General features: G+C 59.7%; 24 protein-coding genes. 21 read left to right on the top strand and 3 right to left on the bottom strand.

Annotation, left to right across the window (positions count from 1 at the left end; genetic code table 11):
- The first annotated feature begins 119 nt into the window (after window positions 1-119).
- The 6 genes from HX790_RS08880 (at window position 120) to HX790_RS08855 (ending at window position 6,162) form a co-directional block, all read left to right on the top strand.
- Window positions 120-599 (top strand): GNAT family N-acetyltransferase, encoded by a 480-nt coding sequence (locus HX790_RS08880; RefSeq protein ID WP_026013792.1) that lies wholly within the window; start codon window positions 120-122, stop codon window positions 597-599.
- Window positions 600-866: 267 nt separating this feature from the next.
- Window positions 867-1,688: an SDR family oxidoreductase gene (locus HX790_RS08875; RefSeq protein WP_017138347.1), complete on the top strand. Its 822-nt coding sequence runs from the start codon at window positions 867-869 to the stop codon at window positions 1,686-1,688.
- 22 nt (window positions 1,689-1,710) lie between these two features.
- The gene (locus HX790_RS08870) at window positions 1,711-2,691 is read left to right on the top strand and encodes a substrate-binding domain-containing protein (protein WP_176991441.1); all 981 of its coding nucleotides are present in this window, start codon (window positions 1,711-1,713) and stop codon (window positions 2,689-2,691) included.
- Window positions 2,688-4,187, top strand: coding sequence for an L-arabinose ABC transporter ATP-binding protein AraG (gene araG / locus HX790_RS08865; RefSeq protein WP_032865806.1), 1,500 nt, complete (start codon window positions 2,688-2,690; stop codon window positions 4,185-4,187). The genes HX790_RS08870 and araG overlap by 4 nt, the downstream gene beginning before the upstream one ends.
- 19 nt (window positions 4,188-4,206) lie before the next feature.
- Window positions 4,207-5,172, top strand: a complete 966-nt coding sequence (araH, locus tag HX790_RS08860) for an L-arabinose ABC transporter permease AraH (protein ID WP_017138344.1) — start codon at window positions 4,207-4,209, stop codon at window positions 5,170-5,172.
- A gap of 186 nt (window positions 5,173-5,358) precedes the next feature.
- Window positions 5,359-6,162 carry an IclR family transcriptional regulator gene (locus HX790_RS08855; RefSeq protein ID WP_017138343.1) on the top strand — a complete coding sequence of 268 codons (804 nt, stop codon included), beginning with the start codon at window positions 5,359-5,361 and terminating at the stop codon, window positions 6,160-6,162.
- Here HX790_RS08855 and HX790_RS08850 read toward each other — a convergent pair whose 3' ends face one another.
- Entirely contained in the window at window positions 6,163-7,215 is a 1,053-nt protein-coding gene (locus tag HX790_RS08850; protein ID WP_099548762.1) for an NAD(P)-dependent alcohol dehydrogenase, read from the bottom strand. It abuts the gene before it with no gap.
- 181 nt (window positions 7,216-7,396) lie between these two features.
- Between HX790_RS08850 and HX790_RS08845 the strand changes: the two genes are divergently transcribed.
- Complete coding sequence (locus HX790_RS08845) at window positions 7,397-8,290, top strand: AraC family transcriptional regulator (protein WP_056861619.1); 894 nt, start codon at window positions 7,397-7,399, stop codon at window positions 8,288-8,290.
- A 170-nt stretch (window positions 8,291-8,460) separates the two neighbouring features.
- On the opposite strand, the gene HX790_RS08840 is transcribed toward HX790_RS08845, so the two are convergent.
- A complete protein-coding gene (locus HX790_RS08840; protein WP_017138340.1) occupies window positions 8,461-10,125 on the bottom strand; it encodes an electron transfer flavoprotein-ubiquinone oxidoreductase in 1,665 nt (554 codons plus the stop codon).
- A gap of 507 nt (window positions 10,126-10,632) precedes the next feature.
- On the opposite strand from HX790_RS08840, the gene HX790_RS08835 reads away from it, so the two are divergent.
- The 14 genes from HX790_RS08835 to HX790_RS08770 all read left to right on the top strand — a co-directional run bounded on the left by HX790_RS08835 (window position 10,633) and on the right by HX790_RS08770 (window position 22,270).
- On the top strand, window positions 10,633-11,382 hold the full coding sequence (locus tag HX790_RS08835) for an electron transfer flavoprotein subunit beta/FixA family protein (RefSeq protein ID WP_017138339.1): 750 nt from the start codon (window positions 10,633-10,635) through the stop codon (window positions 11,380-11,382).
- A gap of 2 nt (window positions 11,383-11,384) precedes the next feature.
- Window positions 11,385-12,314, top strand: coding sequence for an electron transfer flavoprotein subunit alpha/FixB family protein (locus HX790_RS08830; RefSeq protein WP_176991440.1), 930 nt, complete (start codon window positions 11,385-11,387; stop codon window positions 12,312-12,314).
- 83 nt (window positions 12,315-12,397) lie between these two features.
- Window positions 12,398-13,219 (top strand): ABC transporter substrate-binding protein, encoded by an 822-nt coding sequence (locus tag HX790_RS08825; protein WP_017138338.1) that lies wholly within the window; start codon window positions 12,398-12,400, stop codon window positions 13,217-13,219.
- Between the two features lie 9 nt (window positions 13,220-13,228).
- Window positions 13,229-13,591, top strand: coding sequence for a DUF4398 domain-containing protein (locus HX790_RS08820; RefSeq protein WP_176991439.1), 363 nt, complete (start codon window positions 13,229-13,231; stop codon window positions 13,589-13,591).
- Window positions 13,588-14,403 (top strand): OmpA family protein, encoded by an 816-nt coding sequence (locus HX790_RS08815; protein ID WP_176991438.1) that lies wholly within the window; start codon window positions 13,588-13,590, stop codon window positions 14,401-14,403. The genes HX790_RS08820 and HX790_RS08815 overlap by 4 nt, the downstream gene beginning before the upstream one ends.
- A 285-nt stretch (window positions 14,404-14,688) precedes the next feature.
- The gene (locus HX790_RS08810) at window positions 14,689-16,128 is read left to right on the top strand and encodes a PLP-dependent aminotransferase family protein (protein WP_017138335.1); all 1,440 of its coding nucleotides are present in this window, start codon (window positions 14,689-14,691) and stop codon (window positions 16,126-16,128) included.
- 115 nt (window positions 16,129-16,243) lie between these two features.
- Window positions 16,244-16,735: a translation initiation factor 2 gene (locus tag HX790_RS08805; RefSeq protein WP_176991437.1), complete on the top strand. Its 492-nt coding sequence runs from the start codon at window positions 16,244-16,246 to the stop codon at window positions 16,733-16,735.
- Window positions 16,736-16,896: 161 nt separating this feature from the next.
- On the top strand, window positions 16,897-17,151 hold the full coding sequence (locus tag HX790_RS08800; protein WP_017138333.1) for a YkgJ family cysteine cluster protein: 255 nt from the start codon (window positions 16,897-16,899) through the stop codon (window positions 17,149-17,151).
- Window positions 17,152-17,192: 41 nt separating this feature from the next.
- On the top strand, window positions 17,193-17,798 hold the full coding sequence (locus tag HX790_RS08795; RefSeq protein WP_017138332.1) for an START domain-containing protein: 606 nt from the start codon (window positions 17,193-17,195) through the stop codon (window positions 17,796-17,798).
- Window positions 17,799-17,901: 103 nt separating this feature from the next.
- Window positions 17,902-18,138, top strand: coding sequence for a hypothetical protein (locus tag HX790_RS08790; RefSeq protein WP_026013791.1), 237 nt, complete (start codon window positions 17,902-17,904; stop codon window positions 18,136-18,138).
- Window positions 18,139-18,351: 213 nt separating this feature from the next.
- Window positions 18,352-18,693, top strand: coding sequence for a ribonuclease E inhibitor RraB (locus HX790_RS08785; protein ID WP_003193463.1), 342 nt, complete (start codon window positions 18,352-18,354; stop codon window positions 18,691-18,693).
- Between the two features lie 413 nt (window positions 18,694-19,106).
- Window positions 19,107-20,516 (top strand): circularly permuted type 2 ATP-grasp protein, encoded by a 1,410-nt coding sequence (locus tag HX790_RS08780; protein ID WP_017138329.1) that lies wholly within the window; start codon window positions 19,107-19,109, stop codon window positions 20,514-20,516.
- A 3-nt stretch (window positions 20,517-20,519) separates the two neighbouring features.
- Window positions 20,520-21,470, top strand: a complete 951-nt coding sequence (locus HX790_RS08775) for an alpha-E domain-containing protein (RefSeq protein WP_017138328.1) — start codon at window positions 20,520-20,522, stop codon at window positions 21,468-21,470.
- Window positions 21,467-22,270 carry a transglutaminase family protein gene (locus tag HX790_RS08770; protein ID WP_170040894.1) on the top strand — a complete coding sequence of 268 codons (804 nt, stop codon included), beginning with the start codon at window positions 21,467-21,469 and terminating at the stop codon, window positions 22,268-22,270. The genes HX790_RS08775 and HX790_RS08770 overlap by 4 nt, the downstream gene beginning before the upstream one ends.
- 121 nt (window positions 22,271-22,391) lie before the next feature.
- Here the strand turns inward: HX790_RS08770 and HX790_RS08765 are convergent, their stop codons facing one another.
- Complete coding sequence (locus tag HX790_RS08765) at window positions 22,392-23,198, bottom strand: cytochrome c (RefSeq protein WP_017138326.1); 807 nt, start codon at window positions 23,196-23,198, stop codon at window positions 22,392-22,394.
- Window positions 23,199-23,751: the final 553 nt, after the last annotated feature.

The raw sequence follows: 23,751 nt of genomic DNA, 5'->3' as shown, positions 1-23,751 counted from the left end.
GCGAATGTTGCGTGGTTGGTGGTACTTGCTTTACGCGTGGCCGGAGTAAACAAATTGCACTGCAATCAGTCATCAAAGCGCCTTAGTATGTGGCCTTTGACATTGCCCAAGGCCCGCCCATGACCATCGAGATTCGCCCTGCCGTGCCCAGCGATGCTGCGCAGATCCTGACTTTCATCACTGAACTTGCCGAGTACGAAAAGGCCCGGCACGAAGTGATCGCCAGTGTGGTGGATATCGAGCGCAGCCTGTTCAGCGAGGGCGCCACCGCCCATGGCCTGATCTGTTCGCGGGATGGCCTGCCGATTGGCTTTGCGGTGTTCTTTTTCAGTTACTCCACCTGGCTGGGCAGCAACTGCCTGTACCTCGAAGACCTCTACATCAACCCCGAGCAACGTGGCGGCGGGGCGGGCAAGAAGCTCTTGCGGCACCTGGCCAAGATCGCCTGCGACAACGGTTGCGGGCGTTTCGAGTGGAGCGTGCTGGACTGGAACGAGCCGGCGATTGCCTTCTACAAGTCCATCGGCGCCCAGCCGCAGGAGGAGTGGGTGCGCTATCGCATGGAGGGTAATGCACTGCGCGACTTTGCCCAGGGCTGAAACCCTTTTTCAAAAACACTGAAGGCCCACTGTGGGGGCGGGCTTGTGTGGGAGCTGGCTTGCCTGCGAAAGCATCACTTCGGTGTAACTGAAATACCGAGGTGTCCGTATCGCAGGCAAGCCAGCTCCCACAGAGATCGGCACCCCCATTTTTTTGCGTCACGTCTCACTATATGGGATGCAAATTTATATATTGAGATATTTCAAAAGATGGGTTTATAGTCGGCGGCATCAGCACTCACTACCAAAAATAAAACAGGTGAAGCGATGCAGCCCCAACCGTTGTCATTACCCGCCGTGCCCGAACCCACCTATGGCGAGCGGCTGAAAAACAAAGTGGTGATCATCACCGGTGCCGCTCAAGGGATAGGCGAGGCGATCGTCGCCTGCTTCCAGGCCCAGCAGGCACGGCTGGTGATTGCGGATATCCAGGCCGAAAAGGTTGAGCAAGTCGCCGCCCACTGGCGCGAACGCGGCGCTGAGATTGTCGCGCAGGCCGTCGATATAACCTCCAAAGAGCAATGGCAGGCGCTAGTCAATGTGGCCATCGAGCGCTTTGGCCGTGTGGATGTGTTGATCAACTGCGCGGGCGTCAACGTGTTCCGTGACCCGCTGGAGATGACCGACGACGATTGGCGCCGCTGCTTCGCCATCGACCTCGACGGTGCCTGGTTCGGCTGCCGCACCGTGTTGCCGCACATGATCGAGCAGGGCATCGGCAACATCATCAACATCGCCTCCACCCATTCCAGCCACATCATTCCCGGCTGTTTTCCCTATCCGGTAGCCAAGCATGGCCTGCTCGGTCTCACCCGCGCCCTCGGCATCGAATACGCACCCAAAGGCATCCGCGTGAATGCCATCGCACCGGGCTATATCGAAACCCAGCTCAACGTCGATTACTGGAACGGCTTCCCTGACCCGCATGCCGAGCGCCAGCGCGCCTTCGATTTGCACCCGCCCAAGCGCATCGGCCAACCGGTCGAGGTGGCGATGACGGCGCTGTTTCTGGCCACCGACGAGGCGCCCTTTATCAACGCAACCTGCCTGATGATCGATGGCGGGCGTTCCGTGATGTACCACGACTAACAACAATCAAGAGAGGTGGTTCATGTTCAAGAAGACGTTAGGCGCCGTGGCGCTGGCGATGGCCTTCAGCGGTTTTGCAGCGGCCGAAGAAGTGAAGATCGGCTTCCTGGTCAAGCAGGCCGAAGAGCCTTGGTTCCAGACCGAATGGGCCTTTGCCGAAAAGGCCGGTAAGGACCAGGGCTTCACCGTGATCAAGATCGCCGTGCCCGACGGCGAGAAAACCTTGTCCGCCATCGACACCCTCGCCGCCAACGGCGCCAAGGGGTTTGTGATCTGCCCGCCGGACGTGTCCCTCGGCCCAGCGATCATGGCCAAGGCCAAGCTCAACGGCTTGAAAGTGCTGGCGGTGGATGACCGCTTCGTCGATGCCAAGGGCAAGCCCATGGAAGACGTGCCTTATGTGGGCCTGGATGCCTACAAGATCGGCCAGAAGCAAGGCGAGGCCATGGCCGCCGAAGCCAAGCATCGTAACTGGGACTGGAAGGACACCTACGCCGTCATCAACACCTTTGACGAGCTGGAAACCGGCAAAAAACGCACCGACGGTTCGGTCGAAGGCCTCAAGGTCGCCGGCTTGCCCGCTGACCACATCCTGTTCAGCGCGCAGAAAACCCTCGACGTGCCAGGCAGCATGGATTCCACCAACTCGGCGCTGGTAAAGCTGCCGGGCACCGCGAAAAACCTGATCATCGGCGGCATGAACGACAGCACCGTGCTGGGCGGCGTGCGCGCCACCGAAAGCGCCGGTTTCAAGGCGGCCAATGTGATTGGCGTGGGCATCAATGGCACTGATGCGATTGAAGAGTTGAAGAAAACCGACACCGGCTTCTACGGCTCAATGCTGCTCAGCCCCGATGCATCCGGCTACAAAACCGCCACGGCGATGTTCGAGTGGGTCACTAAAGGCACCGAGCCTGCCAAGTTCACCGCCCTGGATAACGTAACCCTCATCACCCGCGCCAACTTCAAGGAAGAGTTGAGCAAAATCGGTCTGTGGAAATGACCGGCGCGGCCTTGCGTTTCAACGGCATCGGCAAGGAGTTTCCCGGGGTCAAGGCGCTGGCGCAGATCAGCTTTGAAGCGCGGCCGCACTCGGTGCATGCGCTGATGGGCGAGAACGGCGCGGGCAAGTCCACGCTGCTCAAGATCCTCGGCGGTGCCTACACGCCCAGCAGCGGCACGGTGCAGATCGGCGAGCAGGTCATGGCGTTCAAGAACGCCGCCGACAGCATCGCCAACGGCGTGGCGGTGATTCACCAGGAGCTGCATCTGGTGCCGGAAATGACCGTGGCCGAGAACCTGTTTCTCGGGCATTTGCCGTCGCGTTTCGGCGTGGTCAATGGCGGCCAGCTGCGCAAGCAGGCGTTGGCGTGCCTTAAAGGCCTGGCCGATGAAATCGATCCCCAAGAGAAGCTCGGGCGCTTGTCCCTCGGCCAGCGCCAACTGGTGGAAATCGCCAAGGCGTTGTCCCGTGGTGCCCATGTGATTGCTTTTGACGAACCCACCAGCAGCCTGTCGGCGCGGGAAATCGACCGCTTGATGGCGATCATCACGCGCCTGCGCGATGAGGGCAAAGTGGTGCTGTATGTGTCGCATCGCATGGAAGAAGTGTTCCGTATTTGCGATGCGGTGACGGTGTTCAAGGACGGCCGTTATGTGCGCACTTTTGACGACATGGCCACACTGACTCACGACCAGTTGGTGACCTGCATGGTCGGGCGCGATATCCAGGATATCTACGATTACCGCCCGCGCGAACGCGGTGAGGTGGCGCTCAAGGTTAACGGTTTGCTTGGGCCTGGCCTGCGCGAAGCGGTCAGCCTGCAGGTGCACAAGGGCGAGATTCTCGGCCTTTTCGGGCTGGTGGGCGCCGGGCGTACCGAGCTGTTTCGTTTGCTCAGTGGCCTGGAACGCGCAACGGCCGGGCAGTTGGAGTTGTTTGGGCAAGCCCTGCCATTACATTCACCACGCGATGCCATCGCCGCCGGTGTGCTGCTGTGCCCGGAGGACCGCAAAAAGGAAGGCATCATCCCGCTGTCCAGCGTGGCCGAGAACATCAACATCAGTGCGCGTGGCGCGCATTCGACCTTTGGCTGGCTGTTGCGTGAAGGCTGGGAGAAGGGCAACGCCGACAAGCAGATCAAGGCGATGAAAGTCAAAACGCCGAACGCCGAGCAGAAAATCATGTACCTGTCCGGCGGCAATCAACAGAAGGCCATTCTTGGCCGCTGGCTGTCGATGCCGATGAAAGTGTTGCTGCTGGATGAGCCTACACGCGGCATCGATATCGGCGCCAAGTCGGAGATCTACCAGATCATTCATAACCTTGCGGCCAGCGGCATTGCGGTGATTGTGGTGTCCAGCGACCTGATGGAAGTGATGGGCATCTCTGATCGCATCCTGGTGATGAGTGAAGGCGCGCTGACTGGCGAGTTGACCCGCGACCAGGCGGATGAAGCGAAGCTGTTGCAACTGGCTCTCCCGCGTTCGCGGGCTTGAAGAATTCGAGGGTATAGGTATGTCACAGGTAAAAACTGCAAAGGGCTTTTGGCCGGGTTTCAACCAACGTAAATTTCTCGATGATTGGGTGATGCTACTCGCGGCATTGAGCATCTTTGTGCTCAGCGCGCTGTTTATCGACAACTTCCTCTCGCCGCTGAATATGCGCGGGCTGGGCCTGGCGATTTCGACGGTGGGCATCGCTGCGTGCACCATGCTGTTCTGCCTGGCGTCGGGGCATTTCGACTTGTCAGTCGGCTCGGTGATCGCCTGTGCCGGTGTGGTCGCGGGGATTGTGATTCGTGACACCGACAGTGTGGTACTCGGCGTGTCCGCTGCGTTGGCCATGGGCCTGGTAGTGGGGCTGATCAACGGCATCGTGATCGCCAAGCTGCGCATCAACGCGTTGATCGCAACCTTGGCGACCATGCAGATCGTGCGCGGGCTGGCCTATATCTTTTCCAACGGCAAGGCGGTCGGCGTGATGGACGAACGCTTCTTTGTGTTCGGCAACGGCCAACTGATGGGCGTGCCGGTGCCGATCATCATCACCGTGTTGTGCTTTGTGTTCTTCGGCTGGCTGCTCAACTACACCACCTACGGGCGCAACACCATGGCCATCGGCGGCAACCAGGAAGCGGCGTTGCTGGCCGGGGTGAATGTCGACCGCACCAAGATCATCATCTTTGCCGTGCACGGCTTGATCGGCGCATTGGCCGGGGTGATCCTCGCCTCGCGCATGACCTCGGGCCAGCCGATGATCGGCCAGGGCTTCGAGCTGACGGTGATCTCGGCGTGTGTGCTGGGCGGTGTGTCGTTGAGCGGCGGTATCGGCATGATCCGCCATGTGATTGCCGGGGTGTTGATTCTGGCGATCATCGAGAACGCGATGAACCTGAAGAACATCGACACGTTTTACCAGTATGTGATCCGGGGCTCGATCCTGCTCTTGGCGGTCATCATCGACCGCATGAAGCAACGCTGAACTCTCGCCCTATGAAGATCCAAATGTGGGAGCTGGCTTGCCTGCGATAGCGGTGAGTCAGCTAATTATTTGTAGGCTGATGCACCGCCATCGCAGGCAAGCCAGCTCCCACAATGGATCTCCTCTGTTCAGCAGGGCTGCATTTGCCATAATGGCGCCGTTTTCGTACTTCCCAATAGGCCCGATATGCAGGAAAACGCCCACATCCCCGTCAAAGACGCCGCCCCCACCGGCACCCAGACCCTGCTGCGTGGCCTGGGCGTGGTGCAAGCGGTGGCGGCGGGTGCGCGCGATTTGAAAGAGATCGCCAGGCGCATCGGCACCACCCGCAGTACCACCCACCGGCTGGCCAGTTGCCTGGTTGAGGAGCGTTACCTGCGTGTGGTGCCGCAAGTAGGTTATTTGCTCGGGCCGAAACTGATCGAACTGGGTTTTCAGGCCCGTGACGAACTGCCGCTGGTGACCCTGGCGGTGCCGTACCTGGATGAACTGTCGGCGCTGACTGGCGACACCATCCACTTGGCGATTCGTGAATACGACGATGTGCTCTACCTGCACAAGAACCCCGGCCGCTACGGCCCGGAAATGCGCTCGCGAGTCGGCCATCGCATGCCGCTGGCGCGCACCGGTGTGGGCAAGGCAATGTTGCTGGATGACTCTGTGCAGGAGTGGCAGCGCCTGTATGAAGCCAGCCTGCCCGCCGAGGGCAAGAGCCAGCAATGGCCAGCGCACCCGGAGCAATCCTGGGCGCAGTTCGAGCAGCGCATGCGCGAATACGTGGAGGGTGGGTATGCGTTCGACCTGGAAGACAACGAACCGTCGATCCGTTGTGTGGCGGCACCGGTGCGCGATGCCAGCCGGCGAATCGTCGCCGGCATCAGCATCGCCAGTACCGTGCCCTACATGCCGCTGGAAAAGATGGCCGAGCTGATCCCTGTGATCAAGCAGGTCGCAGCGCGGCTGTCAGCGGAGTTGGGCGCTAAGGCCTGATCAGGCCTTCAAGGTCGCCATGTCGATGACAAAGCGGTACTTCACATCGCCGGCGATCATGCGGGTGTAGGCCTCGTTGATCTGGCGGATATCGAGCATTTCAATGTCACAGGTGATGTTGTGCTCGGCGCAGAAATCCAGCACTTCCTGGGTTTCGGCAATGCCGCCGATCAACGAACCGGCCAGCACTTTACGGCCCAGCACCAGCTTGGCAGCGTTCACCGGTGGGTCGACCGGTTCGATCAAGCCAACCAGGATATGCACGCCGTCAAAGCGCAGCACGTCGAGGTAGGGGTTCAGGTCGTGTTGCACCGGAATGGTGTCCAGCAGGAAATCGAAGCTGCCGGCGGCGGCTTTCATCTGCTCGGCATCGGTGGACACGATGACATGGTCGGCACCCTGGCGACGGCCTTCTTCAGCCTTGCTCGCGGAGCGGGTGAACAGCGTCACTTCTGCGCCCATGGCCTTGGCGAACTTGATGCCCATGTGGCCCAGGCCACCCATGCCCAGCACGCCGACTTTGTCGCCAGCCTTCACGCCGTAGTGCTTGAGTGGCGAGTAGGTGGTGATGCCTGCGCACAGAATCGGCGCGGCGCTGGCCAAGTCGAGCTTGGCCGGGATCTTCACCACGAAGTGCTCACTGACCACGATGCTGTCGGAGTAGCCGCCCATGGTGTTGCTGCCATCCACCCGGTCCGGGGTGGCGTAGGTCATGGTCGGGCCTTCGAGGCAGTACTGCTCAAGGTCCGCATGGCAAGCGTCGCAGTGGCGGCACGAATCAACCATGCAGCCCACGCCGACCAGATCGCCGACTTTGTGCGCGGTCACGCTGGTGCCGACGGCGGTGACTTTGCCGACGATCTCATGGCCAGGCATCAGCGGGTACACGGCGATGCCCCACTCGTTGCGTGCCTGGTGGATGTCGGAGTGGCATACGCCGCAGTACAGAATCTCGATGGCTACATCGTCGGCGCGCGGGCTGCGGCGTTCGAAGGACATGGGGGCGAGGGGAGTGGTGGCCGACTGGGCGGCATAACCGATGGCGGTGTACATACAGAAACCTCGCAAAAGGATTGACTAGGGAGGCGGCGTATTTTCCGCGCAGGGCCGGGATGCGGCCATGGCGATTGCTCCGAACCTCATGCCTATTCGTCCGGGAGTGCCCTGTGTTTGGATTCATGTGCGCTCAGACCTGCGATGATGCTCTTATCCCTTTTTAACGAAGTTTTTTGCCATGTTGTTGACCCGCCATCTCGATGCCAACGCCACGCTGGTTGCCTTGATTGAGGACCTCACGCCCTGCGACGGTTTCTCCCCGACGTACCTGCCCGGTGTGAAGGTATTGCGCGCCAGTTGCGACGTGGCACGCGGCCCGCAGATCTACGAACCGAGCCTGATGTTCGTGGCCCAAGGCAGCAAGGTCGCCTATTTAGGCCCACGCACACTGGAGTATGGCGCCGGGCACTACCTGATCCAGGCGATGCCGGTGCCGTTCGAATGCGAAACCTTTGCCATGGCGCCCGACGCGCCGCTGTACGGGGTTACCGTGGGGATTGATCGCGTGGTGCTCGGCGAACTGGTCATGGCCATGGGCATGCAGGCCGGGCCGCCGCCGACGGCGCAGACATTGGAATCCATGAGCTCGGTGATGCTCGATGATGCAATGCGCGGCAGCGTCGAACGGCTATTGCAGTGCCTGCACGATCCGCTGGAAAGCCGGATCATGGGCCCGGCGCGGGTCCGGGAAGTGTTGTTTACCGCATTGCGCGGGCCACAGGCGGATGTGCTGCGTGCCTTGGTGGAACAACAGGGGCAGTTTTCGCGCATCGCCACCTCGTTGCATCACCTGCATGCCCATTACGCCGAGCCGCTGAACATTGAGACGTTGGCCGGGTATGCGCATATGAGTGCGTCGACTTTTCACGAGCACTTCAAGCGTTGCACGCTGTTATCGCCGGTGCAGTATTTGAAGCGCTTGCGGTTGTTGAAGGCTCAGCAGTTGCTGCTGGTGGAAGGCTTGGGCGTGGCGCAGGCGGCGCATAACGTGGGGTATCAGAGTACGTCGCAGTTCAGTCGCGAATATAAGCGTTACTTCTTGCGTAACCCGGGTGAAGAGCGGGTCGCCTGACACAACGCGGTCAAAACTGTGGGAGCTGGCTTGCCTGCGATAGCGCAGTATCAGTCAACCAATCTTTAGCTGACCCACCGCTATCGCAGGCAAGCCAGCTCCCACAGTTGATTTATGTTGGCCATAAAAAAGGCTCCCGTTTGGGAGCCTTTTTTGTTCAAGCAACTGCCTTACATATTCGGGTAAGTTGGCCCACCCGCGCCTTCCGGCGTCACCCACGTGATGTTCTGCGAAGGGTCCTTGATGTCACAGGTCTTGCAGTGCACGCAGTTCTGGGCGTTGATCTGGAAGCGCTTCTCACCGTCTTCCTTGGTGATCACTTCATACACGCCAGCCGGGCAGTAGCGCTGCGCCGGTTCATCGTAGAGCGGCAGGTTGGTGCCGATCGGGATGCTTGGGTCTTTGAGCTTCAAGTGGCACGGCTGCTCTTCTTCGTGGTTGGTACCGGAGATGAACACCGAGCTCAGCTTGTCGAAGCTCAGTTTGCCGTCGGGTTTTGGGTAGTCGATCTTCTTGCTGTCCTTGGCGAGCTTCAGGCAGGCGTAATCCGGCTTGGTGTCGTGCAAGGTAAACGGCATTTTGCCGCCGAGGATGTTCTGGTCAAACCAGTTGAAGCCGGCGCCGATGATCGGGCCGAACTTGTGCATCGCCGGGCCGAAGTTGCGGCTGGCGAACAGCTCTTCGTAGAGCCAGCTGGCCTTGAAACCGTCGACGTAGTTGGTCAGTTCGTCACCGCCTTCGGAGTCCGCGAACAGGCGCTCGGCCACGGCGTCGGCAGCGAGCATGCCGGACTTCATCGCGGTGTGGCTGCCTTTGATCTTGGCCACGTTCATGGTGCCCAGGTCGCAGCCGATCAAGGCGCCGCCTTTGAAGACCATCTTCGGCAACGAGTTGATGCCGCCTTTGGCCAGGGCACGCGCGCCGTAGCTGACGCGTTTGCCGCCTTCCAGGTATTGCGCCAGCACCGGGTGGTGCTTGAGGCGCTGGAACTCATCGAACGGCGACAGGAAGGTGTTGCTGTAGGACAGGTCGACGATCAGGCCGACAACCACCTGGTTGTTTTCCAGGTGATAAAGGAACGAGCCGCCGGTGTTCTCGTTGCTCATGATGTCCAGCGGCCAGCCGGCGGTATGAACCACCAGGCCAGGCTGATGCTTGGCCGGGTCGATTTCCCAGATTTCCTTGAGGCCGATGCCGTAGTGCTGGGCGTCGGCGTCGCTGTCCAGGTTAAAACGCTGGATCAGTTGCTTGCCGATGTGGCCACGGCAACCTTCGGCGAACAGCGTGTACTTGCCACGCAGCTCCATGCCTGGGGTGTACACGCCTTCTTTTGGATGGCCTTCGCGGTCGACGCCGAGGTCGCCGGTGATGATCCCGCGCACCACGCCGTTCTCGTCGAACAGCGCTTCCTGGGCGGCGAAGCCTGGGTAGACTTCTACGCCCAGGTTCTCGGCCTGCTGGGCCAGCCAGCGGCACAGGTTGCCCAGGGAGATAATGTAGTTGCCTTCGTTGTGCATGGTCTTGGGCACAAAGAAGTCAGGCACCTTGGTGGAAGCTTCAGGGCTGCGCAGTACATAGATGTCGTCGCGCACAACCGGGGTATTGAGCGGAGCGCCGAGTTCCTTCCAGTCCGGGAACAGTTCGTTCAGGGCGCGTGGTTCGAACACGGCACCGGAGAGGATGTGAGCGCCGACTTCGGAGCCTTTCTCGACCACGCAGACGCTGATTTCTTTACCGGCTTCGGCGGCCTTCTGCTTCAGTCGGCAGGCGGCAGACAGGCCTGCCGGGCCAGCGCCGACGATGACCACGTCGAATTCCATGTATTCGCGTTCCACAGGCTATCTCCTACTCAAGGCTCAACAGGCTTTTTTTTCTAATGGATGGAGGTTCGGTGTCGTCTTGCAACAACGGCAAGACCCACCTTTCTCTCTAGGTGGCGCATTATATCTACACCACTGGCAGCGTCCAATACAAACGTTTGTTTGAATTGCTCGCAGGCTAGGTAAATCAAAGCAACGCGGCTTATGACTGGCTATTTTGGCGTATTGACCAGAATAGGCGTTCCGGTCAATATACGGTCGGTTTTGCGCTTACCGTAGGCAGACAGCAGGTTTCAAGAGCACGTCCAAAAGCAAGACAGGTGACGCGTGCCTAAACAATGGTGCGCAGTTTACACACTGCGATAAAGAATGACCTCTCAGTCACCCCTGACGAACGGTCATCATTTCCCCATCGCTAAGTCATCCGCCGAAGTTTTTGGAGGTGCCCTTGTGTGCCGATGAGCATCAACCGCCAGGTTCGCCTAGGCGACTTTCTTTTCACCGGAGAGTAACGAGGAATCCATGAAGGTTCTTGTAGCTGTCAAACGCGTTGTCGATTACAACGTGAAAGTTCGCGTCAAGGCGGACAATTCCGGCGTCGACCTTGCTAACGTCAAAATGTCGATGAACCCTTTCTGTGAAATCGCTGTGGAAGAAGCTGTACGCCTGAAAGAGAAAGGCGTGGCGACTGAAATCGTGGTGGTTTCCATCGGCCCTACCACTGCTCAAGAGCAGCTGCGTACCGCCCTGGCCCTGGGCGCCGACCGCGCCATTCTGGTTGAGTCGGCTGAAGACCTGACCTCCCTGGCCGTGGCCAAGTTGCTCAAGGCCGTTGTCGACAAGGAACAGCCTCAGCTGGTGATCCTCGGCAAACAAGCCATCGACAGCGACAACAACCAGACTGGCCAGATGCTGGCTGCGCTGACCGGTTACGGCCAGGGCACCTTCGCTTCCAAAGTCGAAGTGAGCGGCGACAGCGTCGCTGTGACCCGTGAAATCGACGGCGGCGCACAGACCGTTTCGTTGAAACTGCCGGCCATCGTCACCACCGACCTGCGTTTGAACGAGCCGCGCTATGCGTCCCTGCCAAACATCATGAAAGCCAAGAAGAAGCCGCTTGAGTCGGTGACTCCAGAAGCTTTGGGCGTTTCCACCGCCTCTACCAACAAGACCGTCAAGGTTGAAGCACCGGCTGCACGCAGCGCGGGCATCAAGGTCAAGTCGGTGGCTGAATTGGTCGAGAAACTGAAAAACGAAGCGAAGGTGATCTGATCATGGCTATCCTCGTAATCGCCGAACACGACAACAAGGTGCTGGCCCCGGCCACGCTGAACACCGTGGCCGCTGCCGCTAAAATCGGTGGCGACATTCACGTGCTGGTAGCTGGCCTTGGCGCTGGCGCCGTGGCTGAAGCCGCTGCGAAAATCGCGGGCGTGAGCAAAGTCCTGAACGCTGATAACGCCGCCTACGCGCATCAGTTGCCAGAAAACGTTGCTCCGCTGGTAGCTGAGCTGGGCGCTGGCTACAGCCACATCCTGGCTGCTGCTACCTCCAACGGCAAAAACATCCTGCCACGCGTTGCTGCGCAGCTGGACGTTGACCAGATCTCCGAGATCATCTCGGTCGAAAGCGCTGACACCTTCAAGCGCCCGATCTACGCCGGTAATGCTATCGCCACCGTACAGTCCAACGCTTCGGTCAAAGTCATCACCGTGCGTGCCACCGGTTTCGACCCGGTTGCCGCTGAAGGTGGTTCGGCTGCCATTGAAGCTGTGGCTGCTGCCCACGACGCTGGCACTTCCAGCTTTGTTGGCGAAGAGCTGGCCAAGTCGGATCGCCCTGAGCTGACCGCTGCCAAAATCGTCGTTTCCGGCGGCCGCGGCATGCAGAACGGTGACAACTTCAAACACCTGTACGCCCTGGCCGACAAGCTGGGCGCTGCGGTCGGCGCTTCCCGCGCGGCCGTCGACGCAGGTTTCGTACCCAACGACATGCAGGTCGGCCAGACCGGCAAAATCGTTGCGCCACAGCTGTACATCGCCGTCGGTATCTCCGGCGCGATCCAGCACTTGGCCGGTATGAAAGACTCCAAGGTGATCGTTGCGATCAACAAGGACGAAGAAGCGCCAATCTTCCAAGTGGCTGATTACGGCCTGGTTGCGGACTTGTTCGAAGCCGTACCAGAGCTTTCGAAGCTGGTCTAATCCAGTTGCTTCACTTATAAAGAGCCCGGTCTTGTGACCGGGCTTTTTTTTGCCCGGCTTTTTTGAACATCGGAGAAACCGCCATGGATCTGCGTCCCGTATTGCTGGCACTGACACTTGGATTGGCGCTACTGCCTGGCCTCGCGCTGGCTGCCGGCAAGTGTGAGCGCCTGGTGATTACCGGCAGCCCGGACGCGCCGCCGTTGCTGTGGCGTGACCCTCAAGACCCAACGCACCTGATCGGCGCCACGGCTGATGTACTGCAACAAATCGGCAAGGACCTGGGCCTTAAAATCGACCTGCTTTACGGCGGCAAACGCTCCCTGGCCCTGGATGAAGTGCGCAGCGGGCGCATGGACATCCTCGCCGATGCGCCGCTGAACCTCGGCGAGCTGGAAACCCTCGACTACATCCATCCGGCACTGGTGCAGATCGACTATCTGGTGTGGACGCGCAAGGATTCGCCGCTGGTCTACACCAGCGCTGAAGACTTGCACGGGCATAAAGGCGCGGTCTCCGAGCGTGCGCGCTTGAGCGCTGGTTTCGACACCTTCGCCGGCCAGCAGCTCAGCTTGCAACGCCTGCCCAACTTGACCCCGGCGTTCCAGAAACTGCTGCTGGGTGAAGTCGACTACGTGCTGGCCGGGCGCTACTCGGGCATGGCCATGGCCCAGACGCTGGGCATGAGCAACGACCTTGTCGCCCGTGAAATACCCGTCGACCAGCCCGGCCTGTACCTGGCGATTTCCCACAACTCCGCCTGCAACGATCCGTGGCTGCGCGGACAGCTGGCGAAAAAGATGACAGAATTACCCGCGTCTGGTGTCGCGCAAGCCGCTTTGCAGCGCAACCTCGAACGCTGGAAAGCGCAATTGCAGCAACCCGTCGGCACCCCAGCAAAGTAAGGATTTTCAGTGACTCTTCGACCTCTTTTCGCGGCCCTCGCCGTTGTCGCTCTGGCGGGATGTGCAGTTGATCCTGCGCCGAACGAACAAATACGCCTCACCCAGCAGGCCTTGGAACAGGCCAACGCCGTGGGCGCCAGCACCGATGAATCGCCTGAACTGAAACTGGCTGAAGACAAGTTCGCCAAGGCCCGGGCCGACATGGCCGACCAATCCTACAAAGATGCGCGCATGCAGGCCGAACAGGCCGAGCTGGACGCGCGTCTGGCTGAAGCGCGGGTATTGACGCGCAAAAGCCAGGAACAGTTGAACGTGCTTAACACCCGCATCGCCCGACTGCGCAAACAATTGCAGCTGGGAGAAGCCCAATGAGCCCGCTGATCCGTGGTTTGAGTTGTGTGTTGCTGCTGGGCAGCGCGGCAATGGGCGGTTGCGCCAGCCAACCCAACAGCGAGCAGGCGTTGCAGCAGGCCGGCAGCGACTTCCAGAAGGTCAAGGAAGACGCGAATGTGCTGCGTTTTGCGCCCAAGGATGTGATTCGTGCCGGCGAATCCCTGGCCCGCGCCGATCGCTTGTCCAGCTACTGGGGCAGCGGCCCCGACGTGGTGCATTACGCCTACCTGAGCCAGCGCTACAGTGAGATCGCCCGCGAACACACCGAGCAGGGGCTCAACGCCGAGCGCGGCACCAAGCTGGAGCTGGAACGCCAGCGCCTGCAATTGGCCCTGCGTGAGAGCAAGTTGGCGAGCGTGCAGCAGCAAGGCAAGTGGCTCGAAGAGCAAATCGCCAGCCTGACCACCACCCAGACCAATCGCGGCCTGGTCATGACGTTGGGCGATGTGTTGTTCGACACCGGTGACGCCGAGCTGCAAAACTCGGCCAACCGCACCGTGCTGAAAATTGTGCAGTTCTTGCAGTTGAACCCCAAGCGCGTGGTGCGCATCGAGGGTTATACCGACAACACCGGTGGCGAGCAGGAAAACCTCAAGCTGTCGCGCGACCGTGCGCAATCGGTGGCTGATGTGCTGATGGACCTGGGGATTGATGAAAAACGTATCCAGGTCGAGGGCTACGGTGACCAGTACCCGGTAGAGGCCAACGCCTCAGAGCGCGGCCGCGCGCAGAACCGCCGGGTGGAAATTGTGTTCTCCGACGAAAAAGGCCAGCTGGGCGCCGCTCGCTAAAAACCTGCATCGATCAGTGTGGGAGCTGGCTTGCCTGCGATGCAGGCGCCTCGGTATGTCAGGCAAACCGAGGCGATACTATCGCAGGCAAGCCAGCCCCCCACAGGTTGCCGCGTACACACAGAACCGATCATTGATCGGTTTTTTTATGCACCTTGCCCCTACAGTTTTCTCTATCACTGCCGCCCGCGCTCGACTATTGTGGCAACTGTCCCCGTACACTTCTAAACTGTGCCGGTATGTTTCACACAAAAATAAAATACCCGTGAAATCGAGTGCTGCGTCATGACCAATCTGTTGCTTTACCAACGTATCGCCCAGCAACTGGCTGAGGACATCCGGCGCGGTGTCTATCAACCCGGCGAGCGCGTGCCTTCGGTGCGCAAGATGAGCTCACAGCTCAACGTCAGCCACGCCACGGTGTTGCAGGCGTATGCGAACCTGGAAGACCAGGGGCTGATCCGCGCGCGGCCGCAGTCGGGTTATTACGTGCACCAGACGCCTGCGCTCACGGCGCCGACGCCGGATATCGCCCGGGTTGAGCGTCCGGGGTTGGTCACGCGCAGCAGCATTATCCAGCAGGTATTGGTCGAGTCGCGCCGCGAAGGCGTGTTCCCGTTGGGTGCGGCCGTGCCGAGTGTCGATTATTTGCCGGTGCGCGCGTTGCACCAGCAACTGGCCAAGGTCACGCGCTTCCAAAGCCCACGGGCCTTCAGCTACATGTTCAGCCCGGGTTTTGAACCATTGCGCCGCCAGGTGGCGATTCGCATGCGCGATGCTGGCGTGGTAGTGGACCCCTCCGAAGTGGTGATCACCCACGGGTGCGTTGATGCGTTGCAGATGTCGTTGCGCGTACTGACCCGTCCGGGCGACCTCATCGCGGCTGAATCACCGACCTATTACGGCTTGCTGCAACTGGCCGACCTGCTGGGCCTCAAAGTCATCGAGATCCCCAGCGACCCGGCTACGGGCATGAGCCTTGAGGCGCTGCAACTGGCGGCCAACCAATGGTCGATCAAGGCCTTGGTGCTGACCACGCGCCTGAGCAATCCGCTGGGCGCGACCATGCCCGAGGAACGGCAGAAACAGTTGCTGCGCCTGGCCTCGGATTTCGATATCCAGATCGTCGAGGACGATATCTACGGCGAGCTGATGTTCGAACTGGGCCGCACCAAGGCGCTCAAAGCCTATGACCGCCTGGATCGGGTGATCTACTGCTCGAGTTTCTCCAAAACCCTGTCCCCCGGCGTGCGCATCGGCTGGATGATTGCCGGCAAGTACCAGCAGGAAATCCAGCGGCTGCAAATGTTCAGCACCCACTCGGCGTGCAGCGTCACCCAGATGGGTGTGGCGGCGTACCTGGAGAACGGTGGCTACGACCGGCACCTGCGCTACATCCGCCAGGAATACCGCAAGAACCTCAGCGCATTCCAGCTGGCGGTGCAGCAGTATTTCCCCGAAGGCACGCAGATGACCCGGCCGACCGGCGGCTTTATCCTGTGGGTCAGTTTGCCCGGCAGGGTCAATACCCAGGAACTGCACGTGCGTGCGCTGCAGCAGGGCATCAGCATTGCACCGGGAGTCATCTTCAGTAATACGGAACAGTTTAACCACTGTATTCGCCTTAACTGCGGCACGCCGTGGAACCGTGAGGCAGAGCGGGCGCTGATGACGCTGGGGATGTTGGCCAGCCAGTTGTGCCAGGAAACTGCGGCCGGGTTTTGAACCAGGGCTGAGGCGCGTAAAGGGGACACTCATGTTGACCGACTGATCAGCAGGCTTGTCATGCCGCGTTCAACAAGCGAGCATATGGCCCTCTGCCGTTAATGCTGTAGGCAATATGACCTCTATTTTTCGTGCTGTTGTGGTAATTGGCCTGTTGAGTCTGTGTAACGTCGGCATCGTCCTGGCGGCAGCCCCCGTGACTGAAAGCAAGCCCGCAGCCAATAGCCAGCAGAAGACTTCGGCGAAGAAACCGGCGCCGGTTAAAAAAGCCCCGGCGGCCAAGAAAAAAACCGGCGTCGTGAAAAAACGTGCACCGGTGGCGAGTAAATCCAAATCTGCCCACGAAGTAGCCCAGACCAAACTGCCACCGGCACAGTTGGACCTGTCCTTGCCAACCGAAATGGTCAGGCACTTGCAGCCCCTCGGCACTATGCCTAAACCCAAGAGCGTGCCGCTGTTGCCGCCGATGTTTGCGGAAAAACCCACCGACAACAGCGCGTTCCAGATCAATGGCCGCCTACTGAGCAACCAGATGCAGTTGCAGCTGCGTAACGAAGAGCGCCGCGACATTGAAGGCGCTGCGCTGGATTTCGAATTCAAGCAATAAAATTGCGCGCTTAGGTGACGCACGCCCTCGACCATCTGTCGCAGACTGGTCGGTCACTTTTGTTTTGTGCGAAAAACCCCTGTTAGACCATTTTAAAACGGCTGTTTAAGGGCGTACTCTAGCCCGGCCATCCATATTGAGTCGTCGAGGACCTGCCGGTCATGAAATGCCGTGAAGGCTGTGGCGCATGCTGCATTGCCCCCTCCATCAGTTCACCGTTACCGGGAATGCCCAATGGCAAACCTGCGGGAGAACGTTGCCTGCACCTGTCGGTCGAACAGCTATGCCAGCTGTTCGGGCAACCGGAGCGGCCGGCGGTGTGCAGTGATTTCAAGGCAGACCTTGAGGTGTGCGGCAATGATCAGGCCGATGCGATCCGTTTGATCGGCTGGTGGGAGCAGATGACGGCGGCTTGATGGGCTTTACTATCGGAACTTCAAAAATAAGGAATACAACAATGGGTTCGTTGAAACGATTGGCTGTGTTGTGCGGTTTTACGGTGTTGTTTGCTGCCACTGCCCAGGCTGAAGATTGGCAAGTCGCCAAGGACGAAGACGGTATCAAAGTGTCCTTGAGCGAAATTGCCGGCTCCAAGTACAAGGCTTATCGCGGTGTCACCCTGATCAAAGCCCCCGTCGCCAAGATCCAGGCCCTGCAGGAAGACGTGGCCGGTGCCTGCGCCTGGATCCACGAATGCAAATCGCAAAAACTGCTCAAGACCGAAGGTGACAAGAGCTGGACCTACACTCAGTTCAAGGCGCCGTTTCCGGTGACCGACCGCGACTCGATCCTGGAGATCACCACCTCCAAGGCCGCCGACGGCACCGTGACCCGCAAACTGCTGGAAGTGCCGACTTATCAGCCCGAAGTCAAAGGTTACGTGCGCGTAGCCCAAGTGGACGGTTACTGGAAACTGGTGCCAAAGGGCGATAACCAGACCGAAGTCACTTACCAGGTGCACACCGAGCCAGGCGGCAGCGTGCCATCGTGGCTGGCCAACAAGTTCGTGGTGGACGCACCGTTTAACACCTTGAAAGCCTTGAAAGAACACGCTGAAAAATAAGCGCAGTTGATCCGGTGCCCGAGGCCTTGAGTGGAACGTTTGCCGACCGCTCAAGGTCCAGATAGATGTGAGCCCACACATGGGCTTTATCGAGGAGGCACCGATGCAAACGTGGCAGATTACCTTCGTAGATGATCACGGTGTAAAGACCGTGGAGCAGTTCGCCTGCGCGCAAAAGCCCAGCCTCGAAGATGCGGCACACATGATCCGCAACAAGCTCGTGCCCGTGGCCGCCGAACTTGATCTCAATGACCTGGAGGGCCGCAAGCCCGAGCCGACGGTCAAGATCCTCAAAGATCAGAACAGTATTCAAATCCTCGACATCTCACCCGCCGCCTGAACATTTCCTGTAGGACCACGAAACCCCTCTGGTGGAGGTGATAGCTTCGCGCTACTCTGCAATTGAGATCAGCGAATGAATCGCTAAGGTTTGGTCTTGTCAGCTACAGGCTTGTTTTCCAACGGTGTTGTATTTGTCGTAGCTCCCGCGCCAGTAGGGCGCGGGCTTCGGGAAGCACGGAAAGTCTATCCATCGGTTTGAGGAGGACGTTTCATGAGCACAGCCTATCAAGAAGACATCAGCACCAACGTACTGCGCCGGATGAAAGAAGGCGGGTTCGACTTCTCGCGTTTTCACCCCATCGAGTTCTACGCCATTTTCCCGGATGAGGAACGTGCGCGCAGGGCTGCGGGTCGCTTTCGCGGGGAATCCCTGAATGCCCAGGTCAGCGCGCGCGACGATGGCGCCTGGTACCTGGAATTGAGCAAAATCATGTTCGCAACCTACGACGGCATAGGAGACTTCGAGCAAGACTTTGAGGCGGTGGTGGAACCGCTGGGCGGCATCATCGAGGGATGGGGCGTCAAGCAGGAGGTGCGTGGGTTACCCATGTAGTGCGATTTGTATGAGTAAAGCAGCGTATCGGCTGACCTTAGGGTCGGCCGTTTTTGTGTGTGCTGTATGAAATCTCCTAACCGCCACCTCACTTTTCTTGCACCAAAAAAAAGCCACCCAAACAGGGTGGCCCAAAGGGAAGAGCGGTTCGCTGAAACTGTAGGACGTGTCCTGTTCAGCCGATGGGGGTGATTATCCGCAAGCGTGGGCGGGCAGTGAAATCAACTCTGGCTATGCTGTTGATAGTCAAAACCCGCATTACGATGAAGCGCGGGGCGTGACGGCGGGCATTCTACGCACCAGGAAGGTGCGAGTGGATTCCGTTATTTATTCAACTCACTGATTTTTAAGTGTTTATGCCGATGGCGCGGGCCTTGCAACACGGCTTGCGTCCGAGTGACAAGGAGTACGGCATGACCCGCACTTATTACGATGAAATGTACGACGGGGCAGGGCAGGTCCGGCCCCATTACCGCGAGTTCGCCCGCTGGTTGGCTGATACGCCCGCCGAACTGCTCGCGCAACGTCGGCGTGAAGCCGATTTGCTGTTCCACCGTGCCGGCATCACCTTCACCCTTTACGGGGACGAGCAGGGCACCGAGCGCCTGATCCCGTTTGACACCATCCCACGCAGCATTCCCGCCAGTGAATGGCGGATGGTCGAGCGTGGCTGCATTCAACGGGTCAAGGCGCTGAACCTGTTCCTGGCCGACCTGTACCACGGGCAACGCATCATCAAGGCCGGCATCATCCCCGCCGAACAAGTGCTGGCCAATGACCAATACCAACTGGCCATGCAGGGCTTGAACCTGCACCGTGATCTGTATTCCCACATCTCCGGCGTCGACCTCGTGCGCGACGGTGACGGCACGTACTACGTGCTGGAAGACAATTTGCGCACGCCAAGCGGTGTGAGCTACATGCTCGAAGACCGCAAGATGATGATGCGCCTGTTCCCGGAACTATTTGCGGCCCAGCGCATTGCGCCCATCGACCACTATCCCAACCTGCTGCTCGACACCCTGAAAAGCTCAAGCCCACTGGATAACCCAAGCGTGGTGGTGCTGACACCGGGGCGTTTCAACAGTGCGTTTTTCGAGCATGCCTTTTTGGCTCGTGAGATGGGCGTGGAACTGGTGGAGGGCGCCGACCTGTTCGTGCGTGATGACCGTGTGTTCATGCGCACCACCGACGGTCCCAAGGCGGTGGACGTGATCTACCGTCGCCTCGACGATGCTTTCCTCGACCCGCTGGCCTTCAACCCCGACTCGATGCTCGGCGTGCCCGGCCTGCTGGCCGCATACCGCTCGGGCAATGTGGTGCTGGCCAATGCGATCGGCACCGGGGTGGCGGATGACAAATCGGTGTACCCGTTTGTCACCGAGATGATCCGGTTTTACCTGGATGAAGAACCGATCCTGCAGAACGTGCCGACCTTTCAATGCCGCAAGCCTGATGAATTGTCCCACGTGCTGGCCAACCTGCCGGATCTGGTGGTCAAGGAAACCCAAGGCTCCGGCGGCTACGGCATGCTGGTCGGCCCAGCCTCCACTGCGGCGGAAATCGAAGCCTTCCGCGCCCGTATCAAGGCCAAACCCCACGCCTATATCGCCCAGCCGACCCTGTGTTTATCCACCTGCCCGACCTTTGTTGAAAACGGCATCGCGCCACGGCATATCGACCTGCGCCCGTTCGTCTTGTCCGGCAAGGAAACCCGCGTGGTCCCCGGCGGCCTGACCCGCGTAGCGCTGCGTGAAGGTTCGCTGGTGGTCAACTCGTCCCAGGGCGGCGGCACCAAAGACACCTGGGTGGTCGAGGATTGAACCATGTTGAGTAGAACTGCCTCGGATTTGTACTGGATGTCTCGCTACCTGGAGCGCGCGGAAAACCTCGCGCGCATGCTTGATGTCAGCTATTCGCTGTCGCTGATGCCCCAGGATGGACGCGGCGATGGCCTGCACGAACTGGCCATGCCGCTGCTGATCACCGGCACCCTCGATGATTACCACGCGCGTCACGGTGAGTTGCATGCCGAGCGCCTGCTGCACTTTTTCGCACTGGACGCGGCCAACCCGGCGAGCATCTACAGCTGCCTCGGCGCCGCGCGGGCCAGCGCCCATGCGGTGCGCGGGCGAATTACCGCTGACATGTGGGAAAACATCAACACCACCTGGCTGGATATTCGCGATATCGCCCGGCAAGGGCTTAGCCGTTATGGCATGAGCCGTTTTTGTGAATGGGTCAAGGAGCGCTCGCACCTGTTCCGGGGCGCCACCTACGGCACCATCATGCGTAACGATGCGTTTCGCTTTATTCGCCTGGGCACCTTTATCGAACGCGCCGACAACACCCTGCGGCTGCTTGACGCTCGCTACGAAATGGCCGGTGACCAAGCAGCCGTCGTCACCGACGGCACGGCCCACGCCTACTATCAGTGGAGCGCCCTGCTGCGCGCCTTGTCGTCGTTCGAGGCCTACACCGAGATCTACCGCGACGCGCCCGGCGCCCGGCAAGTGGCTGAATTACTGTTGCTACGCGCCGACGTCCCGCGCTCATTAAGGGCGTGCAGCGAAGAGATCGACCAGATCCTCGCCAGCCTGCCCGGCATCAACGGCCGTCCGGCCCAGCGCCTGGCCGCCGAGATGGACGCGCGCCTGCGCTTTACCGCCATTGACGAAATCATCGAGGAAGGCCTGCACGCCTGGCTGACCGACTTCATCCCCTTGGTGCGCCAGTTGGGCGACGCCATTTACAGTTCCTACCTGGAGGCCGCATGAGACTCTCCATCAGCCACGAAACCACCTACCACTACGAAGACCAGGTGCGCGCCAGCATTCAGTACCTGCGCCTTACGCCCCACGACAGCGAGCGCCAGCATGTGATCAGCTGGCAGCTGGATTTGCCGCGCCCGGTGCGCGCGCAAGTCGACCCGTTCGGCAATATCCTGCACGTGTTGACCCTGGATGAGCCCCACGATGCGATCATTATTGGCGCCCGAGGCCAGGTGGATATCGACGAGTTGCGTGAGGCGGAACACGAGAACCAGTCAGCGTTTCCGTTCCTGCGCAGCACGCGCCTGACAGAACCCGATGAAGCATTGCTGGGTTTTGCGCAACAGCACTGCCAGCAACGTCGCGATCGCAACGCGTTGATCGACCTGATGCACGCGCTCAACCAATCAATGGTCTACACGCCTGGCGCCACCGAAGTCGACACCTGCGCGGCCCAGGCCTTTGCCGGGCGTGCAGGCGTGTGTCAGGACCACACCCACGCGTTCCTGGCCTGCGCGCGCAGCCTGGGGATACCTGCGCGGTATGTGTCGGGGTATTTGTACACCGAAGACAGCACGCACCTGGCGAGCCACGCCTGGGCCGAAGCCTGGCTGGATGACGCCTGGTACAGCTTTGATGTGACCAACCAACTGGCCCGACCGGAGCGGCATTTGAAGCTGGCCGTAGGTTTGGATTACCTCGACGCCTGCCCGGTGCGCGGTATGCGCAGAGGCGGTGGGCATGAGCAAATGCATGCCAAGGTGTTCGTGGCGCCGACGCCGGTGATTTCGGTGCAGCAGCAATAGGCACAGCACTTTAAGTGTGGGAGCTGGCTTGCCTGCGATAGCAGTGGGTCAGCTACACCTGTGCGGGCTGGCAGGCCGCTATCGCAGGCAAGCCAGCTCCCACATTGGATTTGTGATGGGCTTAGGGTTGTTGCTTACGCCCCGCCATATGCTTCAAGTACCCCACCAGCAAATCCAACTCGCCATCGGGCAGCACACTGGCGTTAAACGCCGGCATCTTCGCCTGTGGCCAATGCCGCAAGCTCTGCGGGTCGCGGATGTAACGCTTGAGGAAATCCCCGCTGAAATACTCGGTGGGGTTGTAGGGAATATTCAAGTCCGGCCCCACCTGCGCATCGCCGGCGCCATTGAGCCGATGACACGCCAGGCAATTCTTCTGAAACAGCGCAAAGCCCTGGTTGACCGGGTCATTCGCCGCCAACTTCGGGTCAGGCAACAAGGCCGGAAAACGCTCAGCCACCGTCTTCAATTGCTTGATCTCGGACACCTGGAACGGCCACTGTTCAGGGCTGATATGCCCGGCTTGCGGGTCGGTCCATACCAGATAAAACGGCCCGGCACTCGGTTTACCGTCTGCCAGTGCAGGCCACGGCTGGGCCGGGTCTTCCACTGCCAGCCAGGCGCGGGCACCGTGTTTCTCCAGAAGCGGCGCGGCTGTCAGTTCTGCGGCGAACCCATCCAGGGCCACGGCTTGCAGATGGTTCGCAGGCGTGAGACCCGGTAGCAGAGAGGCCAGCGGCACGGCGCGATAGGTCATAGTGCGCTTGTAGGAAACGTCATCGACGATCTGCACCGTCTGCGCATCCGGGTGCTTGAGCAGCTCAGCGGTCTGCCAGGTCTTGCGGGTGTGGTCGAGTTCGATGGTCAATTGCGCGGCCGTTGCCGGCAGGGCCAACAGCAAAGCGAGGAAGGCAAGGATCGGTTTCAAGGGAGAGCCCGGTTCTAGGTGGCGGTGGCGCCCACAATACCGGAAAGCTGCGCGCAAAAAGACAGCCCCTGCAACAGGACCGCTATGCGCAATGTCCTGGCAGGTGCTGCCAAAAGCTGCAGTCCTGGTGCTGTGTGTGCACGGAATCTGGAGGCTGAATCGTCACCCGATAACCTTGGTTAAATTGGGCAGGATCAGAATCAGTGTGGTGGCGAACAGAATAAGTCCCGCCTGACGTACTTTCGAATGTTTAAACATGGCTGACTGCCTTTTGTTGTTATTCCTGAGCGTCAAATGCGTGCCGATAAATTTCAGTATCGCGATGTGACGTTGCACTTTTCTTACAACTGCCCCAGCAAAACCCGGCAGCAGCTTCCTACTGATTCAACCTTAGAGCCCTCGTTCTTCGCGGCTTAGATCCATTTCATATCAGCTAATCAGTATTTGCGCTAAAAACGGCATGAGGCTTAGTGCCATCTTGGCGCCAGCCCTAGGGCTAGACAGCTAAAACGATTAATCAGCGGTTTCCCATAGCTGCCTACCGTTCGTCCGA

It is taken from the genome of Pseudomonas sp. IPO3747 (assembly GCF_013385245.1).
Lineage (GTDB): Bacteria > Pseudomonadota > Gammaproteobacteria > Pseudomonadales > Pseudomonadaceae > Aquipseudomonas > Aquipseudomonas edaphica.
This window is presented reverse-complemented; position numbering and strand designations above follow the sequence as displayed.